General features: G+C 65.6%; 12 protein-coding genes and 1 pseudogene. 3 read left to right on the plus strand and 10 right to left on the minus strand.

Features of this window, described 5'->3' with window-relative positions; all coding sequences use genetic code 11:
- Positions 1-354: 354 nt before the first annotated feature.
- The gene (locus tag ACVILL_RS17800; protein ID WP_456730242.1) at positions 355-1383 is read right to left on the minus strand and encodes a peptidoglycan -binding protein; all 1029 of its coding nucleotides are present in this window, start codon (positions 1381-1383) and stop codon (positions 355-357) included.
- 142 nt (positions 1384-1525) lie between these two features.
- Positions 1526-2513 (minus strand): annotated as a pseudogene (locus ACVILL_RS17805) (flagellar motor protein MotA).
- Between the two features lie 537 nt (positions 2514-3050).
- Here ACVILL_RS17805 and ACVILL_RS17810 point away from each other — a divergent pair.
- From ACVILL_RS17810 to ACVILL_RS17820, 3 genes are all read left to right on the plus strand, one after another.
- Entirely contained in the window at positions 3051-4256 is a 1206-nt protein-coding gene (locus ACVILL_RS17810) for an efflux RND transporter periplasmic adaptor subunit (protein WP_456730243.1), read from the plus strand.
- A gap of 6 nt (positions 4257-4262) precedes the next feature.
- Entirely contained in the window at positions 4263-7415 is a 3153-nt protein-coding gene (locus ACVILL_RS17815; protein WP_456730244.1) for a multidrug efflux RND transporter permease subunit, read from the plus strand.
- Between the two features lie 110 nt (positions 7416-7525).
- On the plus strand, positions 7526-8665 hold the full coding sequence (locus ACVILL_RS17820; RefSeq protein WP_456730245.1) for an AAA family ATPase: 1140 nt from the start codon (positions 7526-7528) through the stop codon (positions 8663-8665).
- Between the two features lie 14 nt (positions 8666-8679).
- On the opposite strand, the gene ACVILL_RS17825 is transcribed toward ACVILL_RS17820, so the two are convergent.
- The 8 genes from ACVILL_RS17825 to tkt all read right to left on the minus strand — a co-directional run bounded on the left by ACVILL_RS17825 (position 8680) and on the right by tkt (position 18347).
- On the minus strand, positions 8680-9474 hold the full coding sequence (locus tag ACVILL_RS17825; protein WP_456730246.1) for an inositol monophosphatase family protein: 795 nt from the start codon (positions 9472-9474) through the stop codon (positions 8680-8682).
- Between the two features lie 225 nt (positions 9475-9699).
- A complete protein-coding gene (locus ACVILL_RS17830) occupies positions 9700-10788 on the minus strand; it encodes a tetratricopeptide repeat protein (protein WP_456730247.1) in 1089 nt (362 codons plus the stop codon).
- 7 nt (positions 10789-10795) lie between these two features.
- Positions 10796-11485, minus strand: a complete 690-nt coding sequence (locus tag ACVILL_RS17835; RefSeq protein ID WP_456730248.1) for a thiamine phosphate synthase — start codon at positions 11483-11485, stop codon at positions 10796-10798.
- Complete coding sequence (locus tag ACVILL_RS17840) at positions 11486-12511, minus strand: class I fructose-bisphosphate aldolase (protein ID WP_456730249.1); 1026 nt, start codon at positions 12509-12511, stop codon at positions 11486-11488. It lies immediately after the preceding gene.
- 235 nt (positions 12512-12746) lie between these two features.
- Positions 12747-13814: a class II fructose-bisphosphate aldolase gene (gene fba / locus ACVILL_RS17845; RefSeq protein ID WP_456730250.1), complete on the minus strand. Its 1068-nt coding sequence runs from the start codon at positions 13812-13814 to the stop codon at positions 12747-12749.
- 42 nt (positions 13815-13856) lie between these two features.
- Complete coding sequence (locus ACVILL_RS17850) at positions 13857-15053, minus strand: phosphoglycerate kinase (protein ID WP_456730251.1); 1197 nt, start codon at positions 15051-15053, stop codon at positions 13857-13859.
- Between the two features lie 143 nt (positions 15054-15196).
- Positions 15197-16204, minus strand: coding sequence for a type I glyceraldehyde-3-phosphate dehydrogenase (gene gap, locus ACVILL_RS17855; RefSeq protein WP_456730252.1), 1008 nt, complete (start codon positions 16202-16204; stop codon positions 15197-15199).
- A 160-nt stretch (positions 16205-16364) separates the two neighbouring features.
- Entirely contained in the window at positions 16365-18347 is a 1983-nt protein-coding gene (gene tkt / locus ACVILL_RS17860) for a transketolase (protein WP_456730253.1), read from the minus strand.
- Between the last annotated feature and the right edge of the window lie 93 nt (positions 18348-18440).

The raw sequence follows: 18440 nt of genomic DNA on the forward strand, positions 1-18440 counted from the left end.
AAGTCGAGCCACACACTCGGTGTCGTCCCGGGCTTGACCCGGGGCCCTTAACCACTAATGGCAATTGTCGCGCGAGGTTGGAGCCACAGCCTCTTCAACAATACAACCCGGTGGTTGATGGGTCCCTGCTCCCGTGCGCAATTGCGCACTAGGCAGGGGCAAGGATTGTGGATGCAGGCCGTGCCGCACAATCGCTGTCGTCCTGGCGAAGGCCAGGACCCATTACCCCGAATGCTCGTTGTTGCACGAGGCTGGGACCACATTCCGCTTCATCACCGAATGCGGTGGTTATGGGTCCTGGCTTTCGTCAGGACGACGGATGGTTGGTGCGTTACCGCCAACCCCACGGCGCGATCAGCGTTCCGTCAGCTTCAGCTCGATGCGGCGGTTGCGCTTGTAGGCTTCTTCGGTTTGCGCGGTGTCGAGCGGCTGGAATTCGGCGAAGCCGGCGGCGACCAGACGCTGCGCCGGCACGCCGAGCGAGACCAGATACTGCACCACCGAGATCGCGCGCGCCGAGGACAATTCCCAGTTCGACTTGAACAGCGGGCTGTTGATCGGCCGCACGTCGGTGTGGCCGTCGACCCGCAGCACCCAGGCGATCTCGGGGGGGATCTGCTTGTCCAGATCGATCAGCGCGCTCGCCACCGTTTCGAGCTCGGTCTTGCCCTCCGGCAGCAGCGTGGCCTGGCCGGTGTCGAAGAACACTTCCGACTGGAACACGAAGCGGTCGCCGACGATGCGGATATCGGGACGGTTGCCGAGGATCGCACGCAGCCGGCCGAAGAATTCCGAGCGGTATTTCGACAGTTCCTGCACCCGCTGCGCCAGCGCGACGTTGAGGCGCTGGCCGAGATCGGCGATCCGGCTCTGCGAATCCTTGTCGCGCTTCTCGGAGGCGTCGAGCGCCTCCTCGAGCGCGGCGAGCTGGCGGCGCAGCGCGCTGATCTGCTGGTTCAGCACCTCGATCTGCGCCAGCGCGCGCGACGACACGCCCTTCTCGGACTCCAGCGCCTTGTTGAGCTCGTTGGCGCGGCCCTGCGCGTCGTTGCCGGAATTGGCGAGCCCCTCATAGAGCCCCTTCATGCGGTCGCGCTCGCCTTCCGCGGAGGCGAGGCCGGCGCGCAGCTGCGCCACCTGGTCGTCGAGCGTCAGCTTGGAGAGCTTCTCCAACGACAGCAGGTCGTTGAGCTGGGCGATCTTGGCGCTGAGCTGCTCCAGCGCCTTGTCCTTGCCGGTGACCTCCTGCGACAGGAAGAACTGCACCACGAGGAACACCGACAGCAGGAACACGATCGACAGCACCAGCGTCGACAAGGCGTCGACAAAGCCGGGCCAGTAGTTGAAGCCGGATTCGCTGCGACGCGAGCGGGCGAGGGCCATCAAGAATTCTCCTCAACTGTCGTGTCCCGGACGCGCTGCAGCGCGCAAGACTGCGGCGCAGAGCCGGAACTCATCAAAATCTGTGAGCCCCGGCTCGGCAGTGCAGCACTTGGTGCCGCGCGGTGTCCGGAGCCGCGCCCTCCTAACTCTTCTCCGGCTGGCGGGCGAGGCGTTCGAGCAGCCGCTTGATCTCGCGGTTTCTGCTCGCCCTGGCCGTCGGCCCATTCGCGGATCATCTGTTGCTCGGTGCGCATATGCGCAACCAGCCCCTGGATCGCCTCGGCGAGATTGGCCATCGCCGCGGTAGTGCCGCGGCCGCCGCCTTCCTCGAAGGTGGCACGCAGCCGGTCGATCGCGCCCTGCAAATCGGCGCCGCCGGCAGCGGCGCCCTCGCCGGAAATACCGCGCACGGTGGTGGCGAGCCAGTCCTCGAGGTCGGTATAGAAGCGGTTCTGGGCCTGGCTCGATTGCAAATCGAGGAAGCCCAGGATCAGGGAGCCGGCGAGGCCGAACAGCGACGACGAGAACGAGATGCCCATGCCGCCGAGCGGGGCGGCCAGCCCCTCCTTCAGCGTATCGAACAGCGCGCCGGCGTCGCCGCCGACCTTGAGCCCGTCGATCACCTTGCCGACGGAGCCCACCGTCTCGATCAGGCCCCAAAAGGTGCCGAGCAGGCCGAGGAACACCAAGAGGCCGGTCATGTAGCGCGAGATGTCGCGGGCCTCATCCAGGCGGGTTGCGATCGAATCAAGCAGATGCCGCATGGTCTGCTGCGAGATCGACATCCTCCCGGAGCGCTCGCCGCCGAGAATCGCCGCCATCGGAGCCAGCAGCGTCGGACGGCGCTCGATCGCAAGGCCGGGATCGGCGATGCGGAAATTATTGACCCAGGCGACCTCGGGATAGAGCCGGATCACCTGGCGGAACGCCAGGATGACGCCGATCAGGAGCACCGCGCCGATCAGCGCGTTCAGCCCGGGATTGGCGAAGAAGGCGGTGACGATCTGCTTGTACAGGACGACCCCGACCAGGCCGCAGAGCACCAGGAACACGAGCATCCGCACCAGGAATATCCTGGGCGAGGACAGCTTGCTCAGCTCGATCTCCATCTCGGATCGGGAAGGGGGCATTGCCGGATCATCCGTTCGCGAAGGCCGCATCTGCCAGCAATATGGCACAGCGGCGGAGTGAGGAAAGCCGAATCCAAAGGCGGATCGTTGAGACCGGGCGAGCTGTTGCAGCTTTGCGCAGCTTTTTCGGCCGGGCGGCGCATCCACCATCCGCCGAGGTCGTAGGCACCCACCCGCAGATCGCGAGATGAGGATGGTTTGCACGCATCGCTGGGTGGAGCGAGCACGACGTGGGCTGATTCGGTCCGATCGTATGGTTGTTGCGAGGTGCGGCATTCCGCGCGGGGTCAAATAGTGAGGTTCCGGCTCATGCTATGCTTAACGCATTCCCACAGCCTGCGATGGAACCCGCTCACAATGCAGTGACAAGATAAAACATGCCGTAAAATCAGGATGATAGGTTTGTGTGACAATGAGCCGCCCGACAAACGCTTTGCGTCGCAGCAAGCGGGTTTTATTTTCCACGCAGCAAAACGAGCGGTGTCGCTGTGACATCGCCGTTCGTTTCTTCAAACCTAATCAGGGGCGATCATCTCAATGTCTGGACTTCGCGCGCAATCGGCATGCATTGCTCTGATGCTGGCCGTGACGGCGCCACTGCTTGCTGGCTGCGACGAGCCGAACACCGCAACGGCTGCCGTACAAGCACCCGAGCCGGACGTCAGTGTCGTCTCCGTCAAGCAGCAGGCGCGCGCGATGGTGCGCGAGCTGCCGGGCCGCATCGCGCCGACCCGCGTCTCCGAGGTGCGCCCGCGCGTCTCCGGCATCGTCGTCAACCGCATGTTCCACCAAGGCAGCGAGGTGAAGACCGGCGACCCCCTGTACCAGATCGATCCGCGCCCGTTCGAAGTCGAAGTGCAGTCGACCGAAGCGGCGCTGTCACGCGCCAAGGCGGTGCTCGAGCAGACCGCGTTGCAGGCTCGCCGCATTGCGACGCTCACGCAGCAGCGCGCGACCTCCGAGGCCGAAAACGAGAAGGCGATCGCCAACCTGAAGCAGGCCGAAGCCGACGTGCAGGGCCGTGAGGCCGACGTCGCGCGTGCGAAGCTCAACCTGGACTATGCGACGATCCGTGCGCCGATTGACGGCACCATCGGTGCTGCTGTCATCAGCGAAGGCGCGCTCGTCGTCCAGAACGACGCCGCGAGCCTTGCGACCATCCAGCAGCTCGATCCGATCTATGCCGACTTCCAGCAGTCGGTGACCGAGATGAACCAGCTTCGCCGCGCCTTCGAGAGCGGCGACCTCGAGCGCATCGCGCCCGATGCGATGAAGGTGCGTCTCGTGCTCGACGACGGCTCGATCTATCCGGTGCCGGGCAAGCTGCTGTTCTCCGACGCCAAGGTCGACGCCTATACCGGGCAGGTGACCCTGCGCGGCGAATTCCCCAACCCGCATCGCATCCTGCTGCCGGGCATGTATGTTCGCGTGCTGATCGAGCAAGGCATCGACAGCGACGCGATCGCCGTGCCGCAGCAGGCGATCCAGCGCAATGGCGGCGGCGGCAGCGAGGTGTTCGTCGTCAAGAACGACAATCACGTCGCGGTGCAGCCGGTGCGTACCGGCTCGCTGCAGGGCGGCCAGTGGTTCGTGACCGAGGGCCTGAAGGCGGGCGACAAGGTCGTCGTCGAGGGCTTCCAGAAATTCGCCGCCGGCGACAAGGTGCGGCCGCTGGCCTGGCGTGAGATCGACGCTGCCGCGGCAACGACGGATTCGCCGCAGACCGCGCACGCGGTGCGGTGATCCGACATGCCCAGCTTCTTCATCGACAGGCCGATCTTCGCCTGGGTCGTCGCGCTGTTCATCTGTCTGATCGGCGCGATCTCGATCCCGCTGCTCGCGGTCGCGCAGTACCCGATCATCGCGCCGCCCTCGATCTCGATCTCGACGAGCTATCCCGGCGCGTCGCCGGAGAATCTGTACAACAGCGTGACCCGGCTGATCGAGGAGGAGCTCAACGGCGCCGCCAACATCCTGAACTTCGAATCGACCTCCGACTCGCTCGGCCAGGTCGAGATCATCGCCAACTTCAAGCCGGGCACCGACACCAGCCAGGCCTCGGTCGAGGTGCAGAACCGCCTCAAGCGCGTCGAGGCGCGGCTGCCGCGCGCCGTGATCCAGCAGGGCATTCTGGTCGAGGAAGCCTCCTCCGCCGTGCTGCAGATCATCACGCTGAACTCGACCGACGGCTCGCTGGATGAAGTGGGCCTCGGCGACTTCATGATCCGCAACGTGCTGGGCGAGGTGCGCCGCATTCCCGGCGTCGGCCGCGCCACACTCTATTCGACCGAACGCTCGCTGCGGGTCTGGATCGACCCGGCCAGGCTGGTCGGCTATGGCCTGTCCGCCGACGACGTCAACAAGGCGATCACGGCGCAGAACGCCCAGGTCGCCTCCGGCAGCATCGGCGCGGAGCCGAGCACCGACACGCAGAAGATTTCCGCGCAGGTGCTGGTGAAGGGGCAACTGTCCTCGCCCGATGAGTTCGGTGCCATCATCCTGCGCGCCAATGCCGACGGCTCGACGGTCCGGCTGCGCGATGTCGCGCGGATCGAGATCGGCGGCCTCAGCTACCAGTTCAATACGCGCCTGGACGGGAAGTCGACCGCCGGTCTCTCGGTGCTGCTGTCGCCGAAGGGCAACGCGCTGGCGACCGCGAGCGCGGTCGAGGCCAAGATGAAGGAGCTGTCGCGCTTCTTCCCGGCCAATATCAGTTATGAAATTCCCTACAACATCACGCCGGTGGTGAAGGCCTCGATCGAGAAGGTGCTGTCGACGCTGGTCGAGGCGGTGGTGCTGGTGTTCGTCGTGATGTTCCTGTTCCTGCAGAACATCCGCTACACCATCATTCCGACCATCGTGGTTCCGGTGGCGCTGTTGGGGGCCTGCGCCACGCTGATGATCGCGGGCTTCTCGATCAACATGCTGACGATGTTCGGCATGGTGCTGGCGGTCGGCATCCTGGTCGACGACGCCATCGTCGTGGTCGAGAATGTCGAACGCATCATGGCCGAGGAGGGCCTGCCGCCGAAGGAAGCCACCAAGAAGGCGATGTCGCAGATCACCGGCGCCATCATCGGCATCACGCTGGTGCTGATGGCGGTGTTCGTGCCGATGGCGTTCTTCCCCGGCTCGGTCGGCATCATCTACCGCCAGTTCTCGGTCACCATGGTGGCGGCGATCGCGTTCTCGGCGCTGCTCGCGCTGTCGCTGACGCCCGCGCTGTGCGCGACCCTGCTCAAGCCGGTCCAGAAAGGCCACGGCCATGCCAGCAAGGGCGTGTTCGGCTGGTTCAACCGTGTGCTCGATTCTGGCCGCGGCGGCTATGTCGGCACCGTGCAGGGCATGCTGAAGCGGACCGGCCGCGTGATGCTGATCTACGCCGTGCTGTTCGCAGGCGTCGCCTACGGCTTCGTCCGGCTGCCCGGCGGCTTCCTGCCGGTCGACGACCAGGGCTTCATCACGACCGACGTGCAGACGCCGTCGGAGTCGTCCTATGCGCGTACCGAAGCTGCGGTCGAGCAGGTCGAAAAATACCTGAAGGATCGCGCCGGCATCGAGAACGTCACGTTCCTCACCGGCTTCAGCTTCCTTGGCCAGGGCATGAACACCGCGCAAGCCTTCATCACGCTGAAGGACTGGTCGGAGCGCGGCCCGAAGGATTCCGCCGCGGCGATCGTCGCCGACATCAACCGCGACCTGTCGTCGATCCGCGACGCCAGGATCTCGGCGTTGCAGCCGCCGCCGATCGACAATCTCGGCAACTCCTCGGGCTTCTCGTTCCGCCTGCAGGACCGCGGCCAGAAGGGCTATGCGGCGCTGATCGCGGCGTCCGACCGCCTGATCGCGGAGGCCAATGCCAGCCCGATCCTGCAGAAGGTCTATGTCGAAGGCTTGCCGCCGGCGCCGCAGGTCAACCTGATGATCGACCGCGAGAAGGCGGGTGCGTTCGGCGTCACCTTCGAGGACATCAACAACACGATCTCGACCAATCTCGGCTCGAACTACATCAACGACTTCCCGAACCGCGGGCGGATGCAGCGCGTCATCGTGCAGGCCGACAAGACCAGCCGCATGAACGCGGACGACATCCTCAATTACAACGTCAAGAACAGCCGCGGGCAGTTGGTGCCGTTCTCGGCCTTCGCCACCATCGAATGGTCGAAGGGGCCGACGCAGATCGCCGGCTTCAACTACTATCCGGCGGTGCGCATCTCCGGCGAGGCCAAGCCCGGCTTCACCTCGGGTGACGCGATCGCGGAAATGGAGCGGCTCGCCGACAAGCTGCCGCGCGGCTTCGGCTATGAATGGACCGGCCAGTCGTTGCAGGAGAAGCTGTCGGGCTCGCAGGCGCCGTTCCTGCTCGCGTTGTCGGTGCTGGTGGTGTTCCTGCTGCTCGCTGCACTCTATGAGAGCTGGACCATTCCGCTCGCGGTGCTGCTCACCATTCCGCTCGGCATTCTCGGCGCCGTGGTGGCCGCGACGATGCGCGGGCTGTCCAACGACGTGTACTTCACGGTCGGCCTGATCACCATCATCGGTCTCGCCGCCAAGGACGCGATCCTGATCATCGAGTTCGCCAAGGATCTGCGCGCCCAGGGCAAGCCGCTGGTCGAGGCGACCATCGAGGCGTGCAGTCTCAGATTCCGCCCGATCCTGATGACCGGCCTTGCCTTCGTCTGCGGCGTGCTGCCGATGGCGATCGCGACCGGCGCCGGCGGCGCCAGCCAGCAGGCGCTCGGCACCTCGGTGATGGGCGGCATGATCGCGGTCGTGATCCTCGCGCTGCTGCTGGTGCCGGTGTTCTTCGTCAGCGTGCAGCGCGTGCTCGGCGGTGACCGCGAGAAGGTCGAGAAGCCTGAGGTCTACGGGCCGCCCGCGCCGGCAAGGATCGGTCATTGATGTCCGAGATCGGAGGCGCTTCCGGCTTGCTTTCCCAATTTAGTCAATCCAGATTGCACCTCTGGATTGAACGGGGGGCGAGCAGGCAACCCGGGGATTGAGGGGATGTGATGCGGCCGAGCGATATTGCGATCTCGAATTATCGCTCGATCCGGCGGCTCTTCATGCCCATTCAACCGCTGTCGGTCTTCGTCGGCGAGAATGGCGTCGGCAAATCCAATCTCTACAAGTCGCTGTCGCTGCTGCGTGACGCGGCAACCGGGCGGATCACCCGCACCATCGCCGACGAAGGTGGATTGAACTCGGTCTGCTGGTCCGGCATGCGCCGGCGGGGCGAGGATGGACGGCTGCGACTGGCGGCCAGATTTGACAACATCAAATATTCGATCGAGCTCGGACATCCGGGCCCGGTCGAGGCGGCGTTTCCCGGCGAGCCGATGATCAAGTCCGAGCGCATTGAGACGGCCCATGGCAAGCGCAAAGTCCTGCTGATGGAGCGGACCAATTCACACGTCAGTATCCGCGGCGAGAGCGGCGCCTGGAGCGAGCACAGGGATGCGGTGCTGCCGTCCGAAACCGCGCTCGCCGATTTCCTCGACGGACAGGCAGGCCCCGAAGTCAGTCTGATCAGGAACGCGTTGCAGAGCTGGCGATTCTACCACGACTTTCGCACCGATCCGGCGTCGCCGATCCGAAAGCCCTGTCTCGCGATCACGACTCCTTCGCTGAGCGCCGATGGCAGCGATCTCGCCGCCGCGCTGGCGACGCTCTACGCGATCAGGCAAGATGCTGCCGACCTCCAGGATGCGATCGAGGATGCATTCCCCGGCGCCGAGCTCCGGGCCTGGGAGCAAAACGGGCGGTGCGAATTCGAGCTGCAGTTGCCGGACATGCCGCGGCCGTTCAAGGCGCACGAACTGTCCGACGGGACGCTGAAATATATCTGCCTGCTCGCGGCGTTCATGGGCTATCGGCTGCCGCCGTTCATCGCGCTGAACGAGCCCGAGACCAGCCTGCATCCATCGCTGCTGGCGCCATTGGCCAGGCTGATCGCCAAGGCCTCGCGCCGCGCCGACGTCTGGATCGTCACCCATTCGGACCATTTGATGGAGGCGTTGCGGAGCGAGAGTTCGGTCCCGCTGCGCCGGGTGATCAAGGCGAAGGGCGCCACGGCCATCGAGGGCCTCACCGCCGGCGGCGAATTTCGCGACGGGGAAGACGGCGATGACGATGATGACGACGACGAATAGATCTCGCCGTCGCGCTATTGCCCGAGCGGCTTCAGGATCTTGATCAGCTCGCCGTGCACGAACTCGTTGCCGCAGACGACGTGGCCGGTCTGCAGCGGGTCGTCATTGCCCTGGATGCCGGAGACGGTGCCGCCGGCTTCGCGGACCATCAACAGGCCGGCTGCGACGTCCCAGGCCTGCAGATTGCGCTCCCAATAGCCGTCGAGCCGGCCGGCGGCGATGAAGGCGAGGTCGAGCGAGGCGGCGCCGAAGCGGCGGAAACCCGCGACCTTGCTCTGCAGCGCGGCCATCTCCTGCAGCGCCAGCTGGTGGCTGCCGCGGCCGATATGCGGCAGGCCGCAGGCGACCACGCATTCGTTGAGCTGGCGGCGGCCGGCGACGCGCAGCCGCTGGTCGTTGAGGAACGCGCCCTTGCCGCGCTCGGCGATGTAGAGCTCGTCATTGGCGGGATTGTAGATCACGCCCGCGATCACGGTGTCCTCGCGCTTGAGCCCGATCGAGATCGCGAATTGCGGGATGCCGTGCAGGAAGTTGGTGGTGCCGTCGAGCGGATCGACGATCCAGGTGTGGCTCTTGTCCGAGCCTTCGCGCTGGCCGCCTTCCTCGCCGAGGAACCCGTAACCGGGCCGGGCCTTTTCGAGGTCGGTGTAGAGCATCTCCTCGGCGCGCTTGTCGGCGAGCGAGACGAAGTTCGCCGGCCCCTTCAGCGACACCTGGAGATGCTCGATCTCGCCGAGGTCGCGCTTGAGGCTGCGGCCGGCGCGGCGCGCGGCCTTGACCATGACGTTGATGAGGGCGGAGTAGAGCATGATGATGATTTCTTCGGTGCGATTATGCTGGAGGGCCGACCCAAGTAGTCCCGTCATCCTGAGGAGCGCGGGACGCGCGTCTCGAAGGATGAACGGCCAACGGCCGGGCCGTTCATCCTTCGAGGCTCGCTTCGCTCGCACCTCAGGATGACGGGCGAGAAAGAACGGAACGTGGCCACCTGGGCTTCGGACTGGGTGCCCTCTGGAAGTGGCGCCGTCAAGGCGTCATTTGACGTTGTTTCCGATCCATTTTCGCGCGGCTGCCTCGCCCTTGGCGCGGTCTTCCGGGTTCATATCGGCCAGGATGTCGTCAAGTTGGGCGTCGGTCTTGCCGGCGGCCTTGGCTACGGTGTGCCATTTCAGGGCCTCGACCTTGTCCACCGGCACGCCCGCGCCGACCGCCAGCAAATTGGCAAGCCGGTTCTGTGCGATCGCGCTGTTCTGCCGGGCCGCCTTGCGCAGCAGCGTCACCGCCGCCGGCACGTTCCGCGGCGTGCCGGTGCCGTTGTAGAGCGCGATGGCGTATTCGACCTCGGCGTCGACATTGTCGGCCACCGAGGCGGCCTGCAGCAGCCGCGCCGCCTTTTCGAGGTCCTTCGGCACGCCGGTGCCTTCCTTGTAGAAGGTCGCGAGCGCGTATTGCGCCTCGGGGCTGCCGGCGTCCGCGGCCATGCGCAACAGCTCGGCCGAGCGGCGCAGGTCCTGCGGCAGGGTCTGGCCGTCGAGATAGAGCAGCGCGAGATTGTAGGCCGCCTTCGGCTCGCCGAGCTTGGCCGACGAGGCCAGCAGTCTGACCGCGGCATCCTTGTCCACCGTGCCGCCGCGGCCCGCGATCTTCATCATTGCGAGCGCGAACATCGCCTCGCGATCGCCCGCATCGGAGGCGCGCTTGTACCAGTCGTCGGCCTTGGCATAGTCGCGCTTGACGCCGAGCCCGTTGGCATAGAGCTCGCCCAGCATCGTCATTGCCTTGGCGTCGTTGTTGTTCTGCGCGCGCGCCGTCGCGAGGTCGAACGCCGTCTTGTACATGCCGCGCTGATAGGCGCCGTAGACCAGGTCGACATTGGGATCGTCCGGCGTCGGGGTCGCAGAGGGCGTCGGAGTGGGCGTCGCCGATGCGCCCGGCTTCGGCGTCGCTGTTGCGGCGGGCTTCGGCGTCGGCTTCTTCGCGACCGGCGAATGCACCTTCGGCTTCGGAGCCTCCTTCTTCGCAGGCGGCGTCTGTGCCGGCGGCGTGATCGACAGCTGCGCCATCGCACCGCTCGCCAGCATCATGCCGCCGAGCGCAACACCTATCGGACGCAGGCATTTCATTCCGGCGTCATCCCTCGGCGTTTCCCTCGGCCCTGGCCTTGCCGAATGCGCCGGCATGCGGCTGCGCGATCGCGTCGCCGATCTCGACCAGCGCCGCCTTGGCGCCGCGCGGATCGGACCAGATGAATTCTCCGACCAGCACGAAATCCGCACCGGCCGCCGCGAACGCCTCGGCCTCCTCGCGCGAGGTTGCAAAGCCGACGCAGGGCGGCTCGAACAGTTCGTCCCACCATTCCAGCCGCTCGGCGATCGCCTCACGCGAGGGCCGCTGTCCCTTGGCGTCGGGCTCGCCGAACAGCACATAGTCGGCACCGGCTTCGCCCGCGGCCATCGAATCGTGGCGCGTCACAAGGCCGCCGACGCCGACGATGCGGTCGGGCTTCAGCGAGGGCATCGCCTCTCCCATCGCGGCGACGCCGCTCAGATGCGCGCCGTCGGCGCCGGCACGGGCCACGATATCGGGATGGCCGTCGATCAGCAGCGCCGCGCCCGCGTTCTGGATCGCAGGCACCAGCGTCTTGATGGTGGAGATCATGCTGCGCGGATCGGTCTCGCGCAGCCGCACCAGAACGGCCGCGACATCGGCCGCGGCGAGCAGGGCCGGCAGTTCGGCCGCAAGCTGTGCGGGCTCGTCGACCGGCGGCGTTGCCAGGTAGAGGCGCGGCGCCGGCCGCGGCGGAACGGGCTTGGTGGCCAACTATGCCGCCTGCTTTTCGAGGCCGGCTTCCCAATTGCCGGTGCTCGCCAACCCGTTCATCCGGGCGCGATGCGAGAAGGCGCGCTGGCCGGCGGGGACGTTGTCAGGCTTGCCGGACCACGCCTTCTGCGGCGCCGCCTGCAGCGCGCGGCCATAGGAGAAGGTCAGCTTCCAGGGCAAATGGCCGATCTTGTTCATGGCGTCGAGATGCGCGGTCGCTTCCTCGTCGCTCTGTCCGCCGGAGAGGAAGGCGATGCCGGGCACCGCGGCAGGCACGCAGCTCTTGAGCAGGCGGACGGTCTTCTCGGCCACTTCCTGCACCGACGCCTGCTTCGGGCACTTCTTGCCGGAGATCGCCATGTTCGGCTTCAGGATCATGCCTTCGAGCGCGACGCGCTGCACCCGCAATTCCTGGAAGGTGCGGTTCAGCACCCGCTGCGTCGCCTCATAGCAGCGGTCGATGTCGTGATCGCCGTCCATCAGCACTTCCGGCTCGACGATCGGCACGATCTGCGCGGCCTGGCACAGCGCGGCGTAGCGCGCCAGCGCGTGTGCGTTGACGCGGACTGCGGTCTGGGTCGGGATTCGCGGCCCGATATCGATCACGGCGCGCCACTTCGCAAACCGTGCACCGCGCTCGTAATATTTCTTCAGCCGCTCGGCGAGCTTGTCGAGGCCGACGGTGACGAGTTCACCGGCGCAGTTCGGCAGCGCCTGGGTGCCTTCGTCGACCTTGATGCCGGGGATGGCGCCGGCCTGCTCGATCAGCTTGACCAGCGGCGTGCCGTCGCGGGCCGTCTGCCAGATCGTCTCGTCGTAGAGGATGACGCCGGAGATGTACTTGCTCATCGCCTCCTGCGAGCGGAACAGCATCTCGCGATAGTCGCGGCGATTGTCTTCGGTCGAATCGACCTTGATGGCGTCGAAACGCTTCTTGATCGTGCCGGAGGATTCGTCGGCGGCGAGGATGCCCTTGCCCGGGGTGACCATGGCAAGCGCAATTTTGTTGAGGTCAGCGAGGTTCATGGGGAGTGTCCTCCAGAGCATTGCCTTTGCAAACCAAAATAGGCGGTTCTCGGGCAAATGCCTAGAAAACGTTCGTCGCGGCCGGGATCGGAGTAGATTTAACTTGGATGCGATCCGGGTGAGGGGGACTCTCCGCGAACTCGTCTGGTACCGCGGATGTTGACGCAGCCTCTCACCCCAACCCTTTCCCCGCGAAGAGCGGGGAGAGGGAGGGATACAGATCAGGCGATCCTCGTTACGCGATCTTGGGGTCGAGCTGGCCGGCGGCGTAGCGCTTGGCCATTTCCGCGGGGGTCAGCACCTTCTTGATCTTGCTGGCCTGGCCCGCGGTGTTGAACTCCTGCAGGCGCTGCTTGCACAGCTTGGTCATCGCCTCCATCGCCGGCTTCAGATACTTGCGCGGATCGAACTCTTCCGGGTTGTCCTTCAGCACCTTGCGGATCTGGCCGGTCATCGCCATCCGGTTGTCGGTGTCGATATTGATCTTGCGCACGCCGTTCTTGATGCCGCGCTGGATCTCGGCGACCGGCACGCCCCAGGTCGGCTTCATCTTGCCGCCATTGGCGTTGATGATCTCCTGCAATTCCTGCGGCACCGACGAGGAGCCGTGCATCACGAGATGCGTATTCGGCAGCTTGCGATGGATTTCCTCGATCACGTTCATGGCGAGGATGTCGCCGTCGGGCTTGCGGGTGAACTTGTAGGCGCCGTGCGAGGTGCCCATCGCGATCGCCAGCGCGTCGACCTTGGTTTCCTTGACGAACTTCACGGCCTCGTCCGGATTGGTCAGCAGCTGGTCATGCGACAGCTTGCCCTCGGCGCCATGGCCGTCTTCCTTGTCGCCCATGCCGGTCTCGAGCGAGCCGAGCACGCCGAGCTCGCCTTCCACCGAGATGCCGCCGAGATGGGCCATGCCGGTCACCGTCCTGGTGACGCCGACATTGTAGTCCCAGTCGCCGGGGGTCTTGCCGTCGGCCTTCAGCGAGCCGTCCATCATGACCGAGGTGAATCCGGCCTGGATCGCGGTCATGCAGGTGGCGGGCTCGTTGCCGTGGTCGAGATGCACGCAGACCGGGATCTGCGGGTAGATCTCGGTGACGGCGTCCATCATGTGCTTGAGCATGACGTCATTGGCGTAGGACCGCGCGCCGCGCGAAGCCTGGATGATGACGGGCGCGTCGACCTCGGAGGCCGCGGCCATGATCGACAGCGCCTGTTCCATGTTGTTGATGTTGAAGGCAGGTACGCCGTAATCATGCTCGGCCGCGTGATCGAGCAGTTGCCGCAACGTTATGCGAGCCATTCCATTTCTCCCTGTCGTGCTAGTTCGCGGATTTGATCTGGTTCAGCCGTGTTTCAGTACTTCGACACCCGGCAGCGGCTTGCCTTCCATCCATTCAAGAAACGCGCCGCCCGCGGTCGAGACGTAGGAAAAATCGCCGCCCACGCCCGCCTGGTTCAGCGCCGCGACGGTGTCGCCACCGCCGGCGACCGAGATCAGCTTCTTCGCCTTGGTGCGTTCGGCGGCGTGCTTGGCCGATACCATGGTACCGCGGTCGAACGGCGTCAGCTCGAAGGCGCCGAGCGGCCCGTTCCAGACCAGCGTCGCGGCATCGTCGATCGCGGCATGGATGCGCGCGATCGATTGCGGGCCGACGTCGAGGATCATGCCGTCGGCCGGGATCGCGTCGAGGCCGTAGGCATGCGACGGCGCATTGGCGGCAAACTGGCTGGCGACGACGGCATCGACCGGCAGGATGATCGCGCAGTTCGCGGCGTTGGCCTTGTCCATGATCCGCAGCGCGGTCGCGGCGAGGTCCTTTTCGGCGAGCGACTTGCCGACCGCAACGCCCTGCGCGTGCAGGAAGGTGTTGGCCATGCCGCCGCCGATCACCAGCGCGTCGACCTTGTTCACGAGGTTTTCCAATAGGTCGATCTTGGTCGAGACCTTGGCGCCGCCGATGATCGCGATCACCGGCTTGGTCGGCGCTTCCAGCGCCTTGCCGAGCGCGTCGAGCTCGGCCTGCATGGTGCGGCCGGCATAGGCGGGCAGCTTGTGGCCGAGGCCTTCGGTCGAGGCGTGGGCGCGATGCGCGGCGGAGAAGGCGTCGTTGACCCAGATGTCGCCGAGTTTCGCGAGTTCAGCGACGAAGCCGGCGTCGTTCTTTTCTTCCTCTTTATGGAAACGCGTATTTTCCAGGCAGAGGATGTCGCCGTCCTTGAGTGCCGCGACCGCGTTGGCCGCAGGCTCGCCGATGCAGTCCTCGGCGAAGCCGACCGGGCGCTTGATCACCTTCGACAGCGCCTCCGCGACCGGCTTCAGCGACTCCTTGGGATCGCGTCCCTTGGGGCGGCCGAAATGGGCGAGCAGGATCACCTTGCCGCCCTTGTCGGAAATCTCGGTGATAGTGGGGGCAACGCGCTCGAGCCTTGTGGCGTCGGTGACGCGGCCATTTTCCATGGGGACGTTGAGGTCGACGCGCAGCAGCACGCGCTTGCCCTTCAAATTGACGTCGTCGAGGGTGCGGAACGATTTTGTCATGAGCGCTTCCTGTGCGGCCGGACACAGCCGTCCGAGGGACGGCGTCGCTTTCGCTTGCCGATGTCGCGGCCGTTGCGGTCGCGAACGCGAGGGCAAGACACGCAGATGCCCGGCGCTTGGCCGGGCATCACGAACAGTCGAACTTAAACCAGCTTGCCGATCGCGACGGCGGTGTCCGCCATGCGGTTCGAGAAGCCCCACTCGTTGTCGTACCAGGACATCACGCGCACGAAGTTGCCGTTCTGCACCTTGGTCTGGTCCATGTGGAAGGTCGACGAGTGCGGATCGTGGTTGAAGTCGATCGAGACGTTCGGCGCGTTGGTGTAGCCGAGGATGCCCTTGAGCTGCTGCTCGGAGGCGCGCTTCATCGCCTCGTTGATTTCCTTGACGTCGGTGGCGCGCTTGGCGACGATCTTGAGGTCGATCACCGAGACGTTCGGCGTCGGCACGCGCACCGAGACGCCGTCGAGCTTGCCCTTCAGCTCCGGCAGCACCAGACCGATCGCCTTGGCGGCGCCGGTCGAGGTCGGGATCATCGACATCGCAGCGGCACGGCCGCGATAGAGATCCTTGTGCAGGGTGTCGAGCGTCGGCTGGTCGCCGGTATAGGCGTGGATCGTGGTCATGAAGCCGGTCTCGATGCCGACAGTGTCGTTCAGGACCTTGGCGACCGGCGCGAGGCAGTTGGTGGTGCAGGAGCCGTTCGAGATCACCATGTGATCCTTGGTCAACGTGTCATGGTTGACGCCGTAGACGATGGTCGCGTCGGCACCGTCGGCGGGCGCCGAGACCAGCACGCGCTTGGCGCCGGCGGCGAGATGCGCGGAGGCCTTCTCCTTCGCGGTGAAGATGCCGGTGCATTCCAGCGCGACGTCGACGCCGAGCGCCTTCCACGGCAGCTTCGAGGGATCGCGCTCGGCCGAAACCTTGATCTTGTTGTCGCCGAGGCTGATCGTGTCGCCGTCGACGGTCACGGTGCCCGGAAAGCGGCCGTGCACGGAATCGAAGCGCAGGAGATGCGCGTTGGTCTCGACCGGACCGAGGTCGTTGATGCCGACCACCTCGATGTCCTTGCGGCCGGACTCGGCGATGGCGCGCAGAATGTTGCGGCCGATACGCCCAAACCCGTTGATCGCGACGCGGATTGCCATGCTCGTCTCCTCTAAAGCTGGTGCCGGCCCCGCGGGAGGGCTCCCACGAGGTTTTTACGGCGGAACGCCCGGTTCGGCCGGGCGCGGACGGAAAAGATGGAGCTTTGGTAATCCTTTTTTACGACAAGCTCAACCTTGGCCCGCGGGTGTCAGGCCAGCGTCAGACGCGCTTCGTGGCAGCGTTAACGACGGCTTCAGCAGTAATGCCGAAATGCGGGAAAAGGTCCTTCGCCGGGGCGCTCGCACCGAATCCGTGCATGCCGATAAATTCGCCATCGTGGCCGATCACGGCATCCCAGCCCCAGCGCACCGCCGCCTCGATCGCGATCTTGACCGGAGCGTTGCCGATAATGGCATTTTGCCGCTCCGCGGGCTGCGCCAGCAGCAATTCCAGCGACGGGACCGATACGACGCGCGTCGCGATGCCGCGTCCGGCCAGCTGCTTCTGTGCCTCGACCGCGATCTGGACCTCGGAACCGGACGCGAACAATGACACTTTTGCGTCGCCCTGGGCCGCAACCAGCTCGTAGGCGCCGTGGCTGCACGGGTTGTCGTTCGGCGCCGTGGTGCGGAGCTGCGGCAGGTTCTGGCGGGTCAGCGCCAGCACCGTCGGTCCGTCGATGCGGTTGAGCGCCAGTTCCCAGCACTCGGCGGTCTCGACCGCGTCGCAGGGACGGAACACGCGCATGTTGGGCATCGCGCGCAGCGCCGAGAGGTGCTCGACCGGCTGGTGCGTCGGGCCGTCCTCGCCAAGACCGATCGAGTCGTGGGTCATGACGTAGACCACGCCGGTGCCCATCAGCGCCGACAAGCGCATTGCGCCGCGCGCGTAGTCGGTGAACACCAGGAAGGTGGCGCCGTTCGGCGCGAAGCCACCGTGTAGGAAGATGCCGTTGAGGCACGCCGCCATGCCGTGCTCGCGGATGCCATAATGGATGAAGCGGCCCTTCGGCGTCTTGGCGCCAAACGCCGTCGCCGACTTCGCCTTGTTGTTGTTGGAGCCGGTGAGGTCGGCCGAGCCGGCGACGAATTCCATCGGCATCGCAGCCGCGATCACCTCGATCGCAGCTTCCGACGATTTGCGGGTCGCGACGTTGAGCGGATTTTCCAACAGTCCCTTCTTGAAGGCGCGCAATCCCTTGGCGAGCGACTGCGGCCGCTCGTGACGGATGCGGCGCTCGAACTCGGCGCGCTTGCGGCTGCCGAGCTGCGCGAACTGCTCATCCCATGCCTTGTGTTCGGCGGCGCCGCGGGCACCCGCCTCGCGCCAGGCCTTCAGCACGTCGTCGGGCACAGAGAACGGCTCGAGCGAGATGCCGAGCTTCTCCTTGGCGGCCTTGAGCTCGTCGGCGCCGAGCGCCTCGCCATGGGCTTTCGCCGTGCCGGCCTTGTGCGGCGCGCCGTAACCGATCGTGGTCTTGCAGGCGATCATCGAGGGCTTGCTGGATTTCTGCGCGCGGGTGATCGCAGCCGCAATCGCCTGCGGATCATGGCCGTCGATCAATTCAGCGGCCCAGCCTGCGGACTTGAAGCGCTTCACCTGATCGACGGAATCGGAGATCGAAGTAGGACCGTCGATCGAGATGCCGTTGTCATCGTACAGCACGATCATCTTGTTGAGCCGCCAGTGGCCGGCGAGCGCGATCGCTTCCTGCGAGATGCCTTCCATCAGGTCGCCGTCGGAGGCGAGCACATAGGTGTGGTGGTTGACGATCTTCTTGCCGAACTCGGCGGCGAGCATCTTCTCGGCGAGCGCCATGCCGACCGCGGTCGCGATGCCCTGGCCGAGCGGGCCGGTGGTGGTCTCGATGCCCTTGGTGTGGAAGTTCTCGGGGTGTCCCGGCGTCAGCGACCCGAGCTGGCGGAAATGCTTGAGCTGGTCGAGCGTCATGTCCTTGTTGCCGGTGAGGTACAGCAACGAATACAGCAGCATCGAGCCGTGGCCGGCCGACAGCACGAAGCGGTCGCGGTCGGGCCATGCCGTGTCGGCGGCGTCGAATTTCAGGAACTGGGTGAACAGGACGGTCGCGATGTCGGCGGCGCCCATCGGCAGGCCGGGATGGCCGGAATTCGCCTTCTCGACGGCGTCCATGGCAAGGCCACGGATCGCATTGGCCATACGGGTGTGATCGACCTGCGTCATGATGAAAAGTCCGCCTGGAATGAGAGCTGATTGCTGGACGCATCGGGGCGGGCAGCCGCGATACGCGCGTGGAGTGGCCTTACGGGTTGGAGG

It is taken from the genome of Bradyrhizobium sp. USDA 3364 (genome assembly GCF_054056355.1).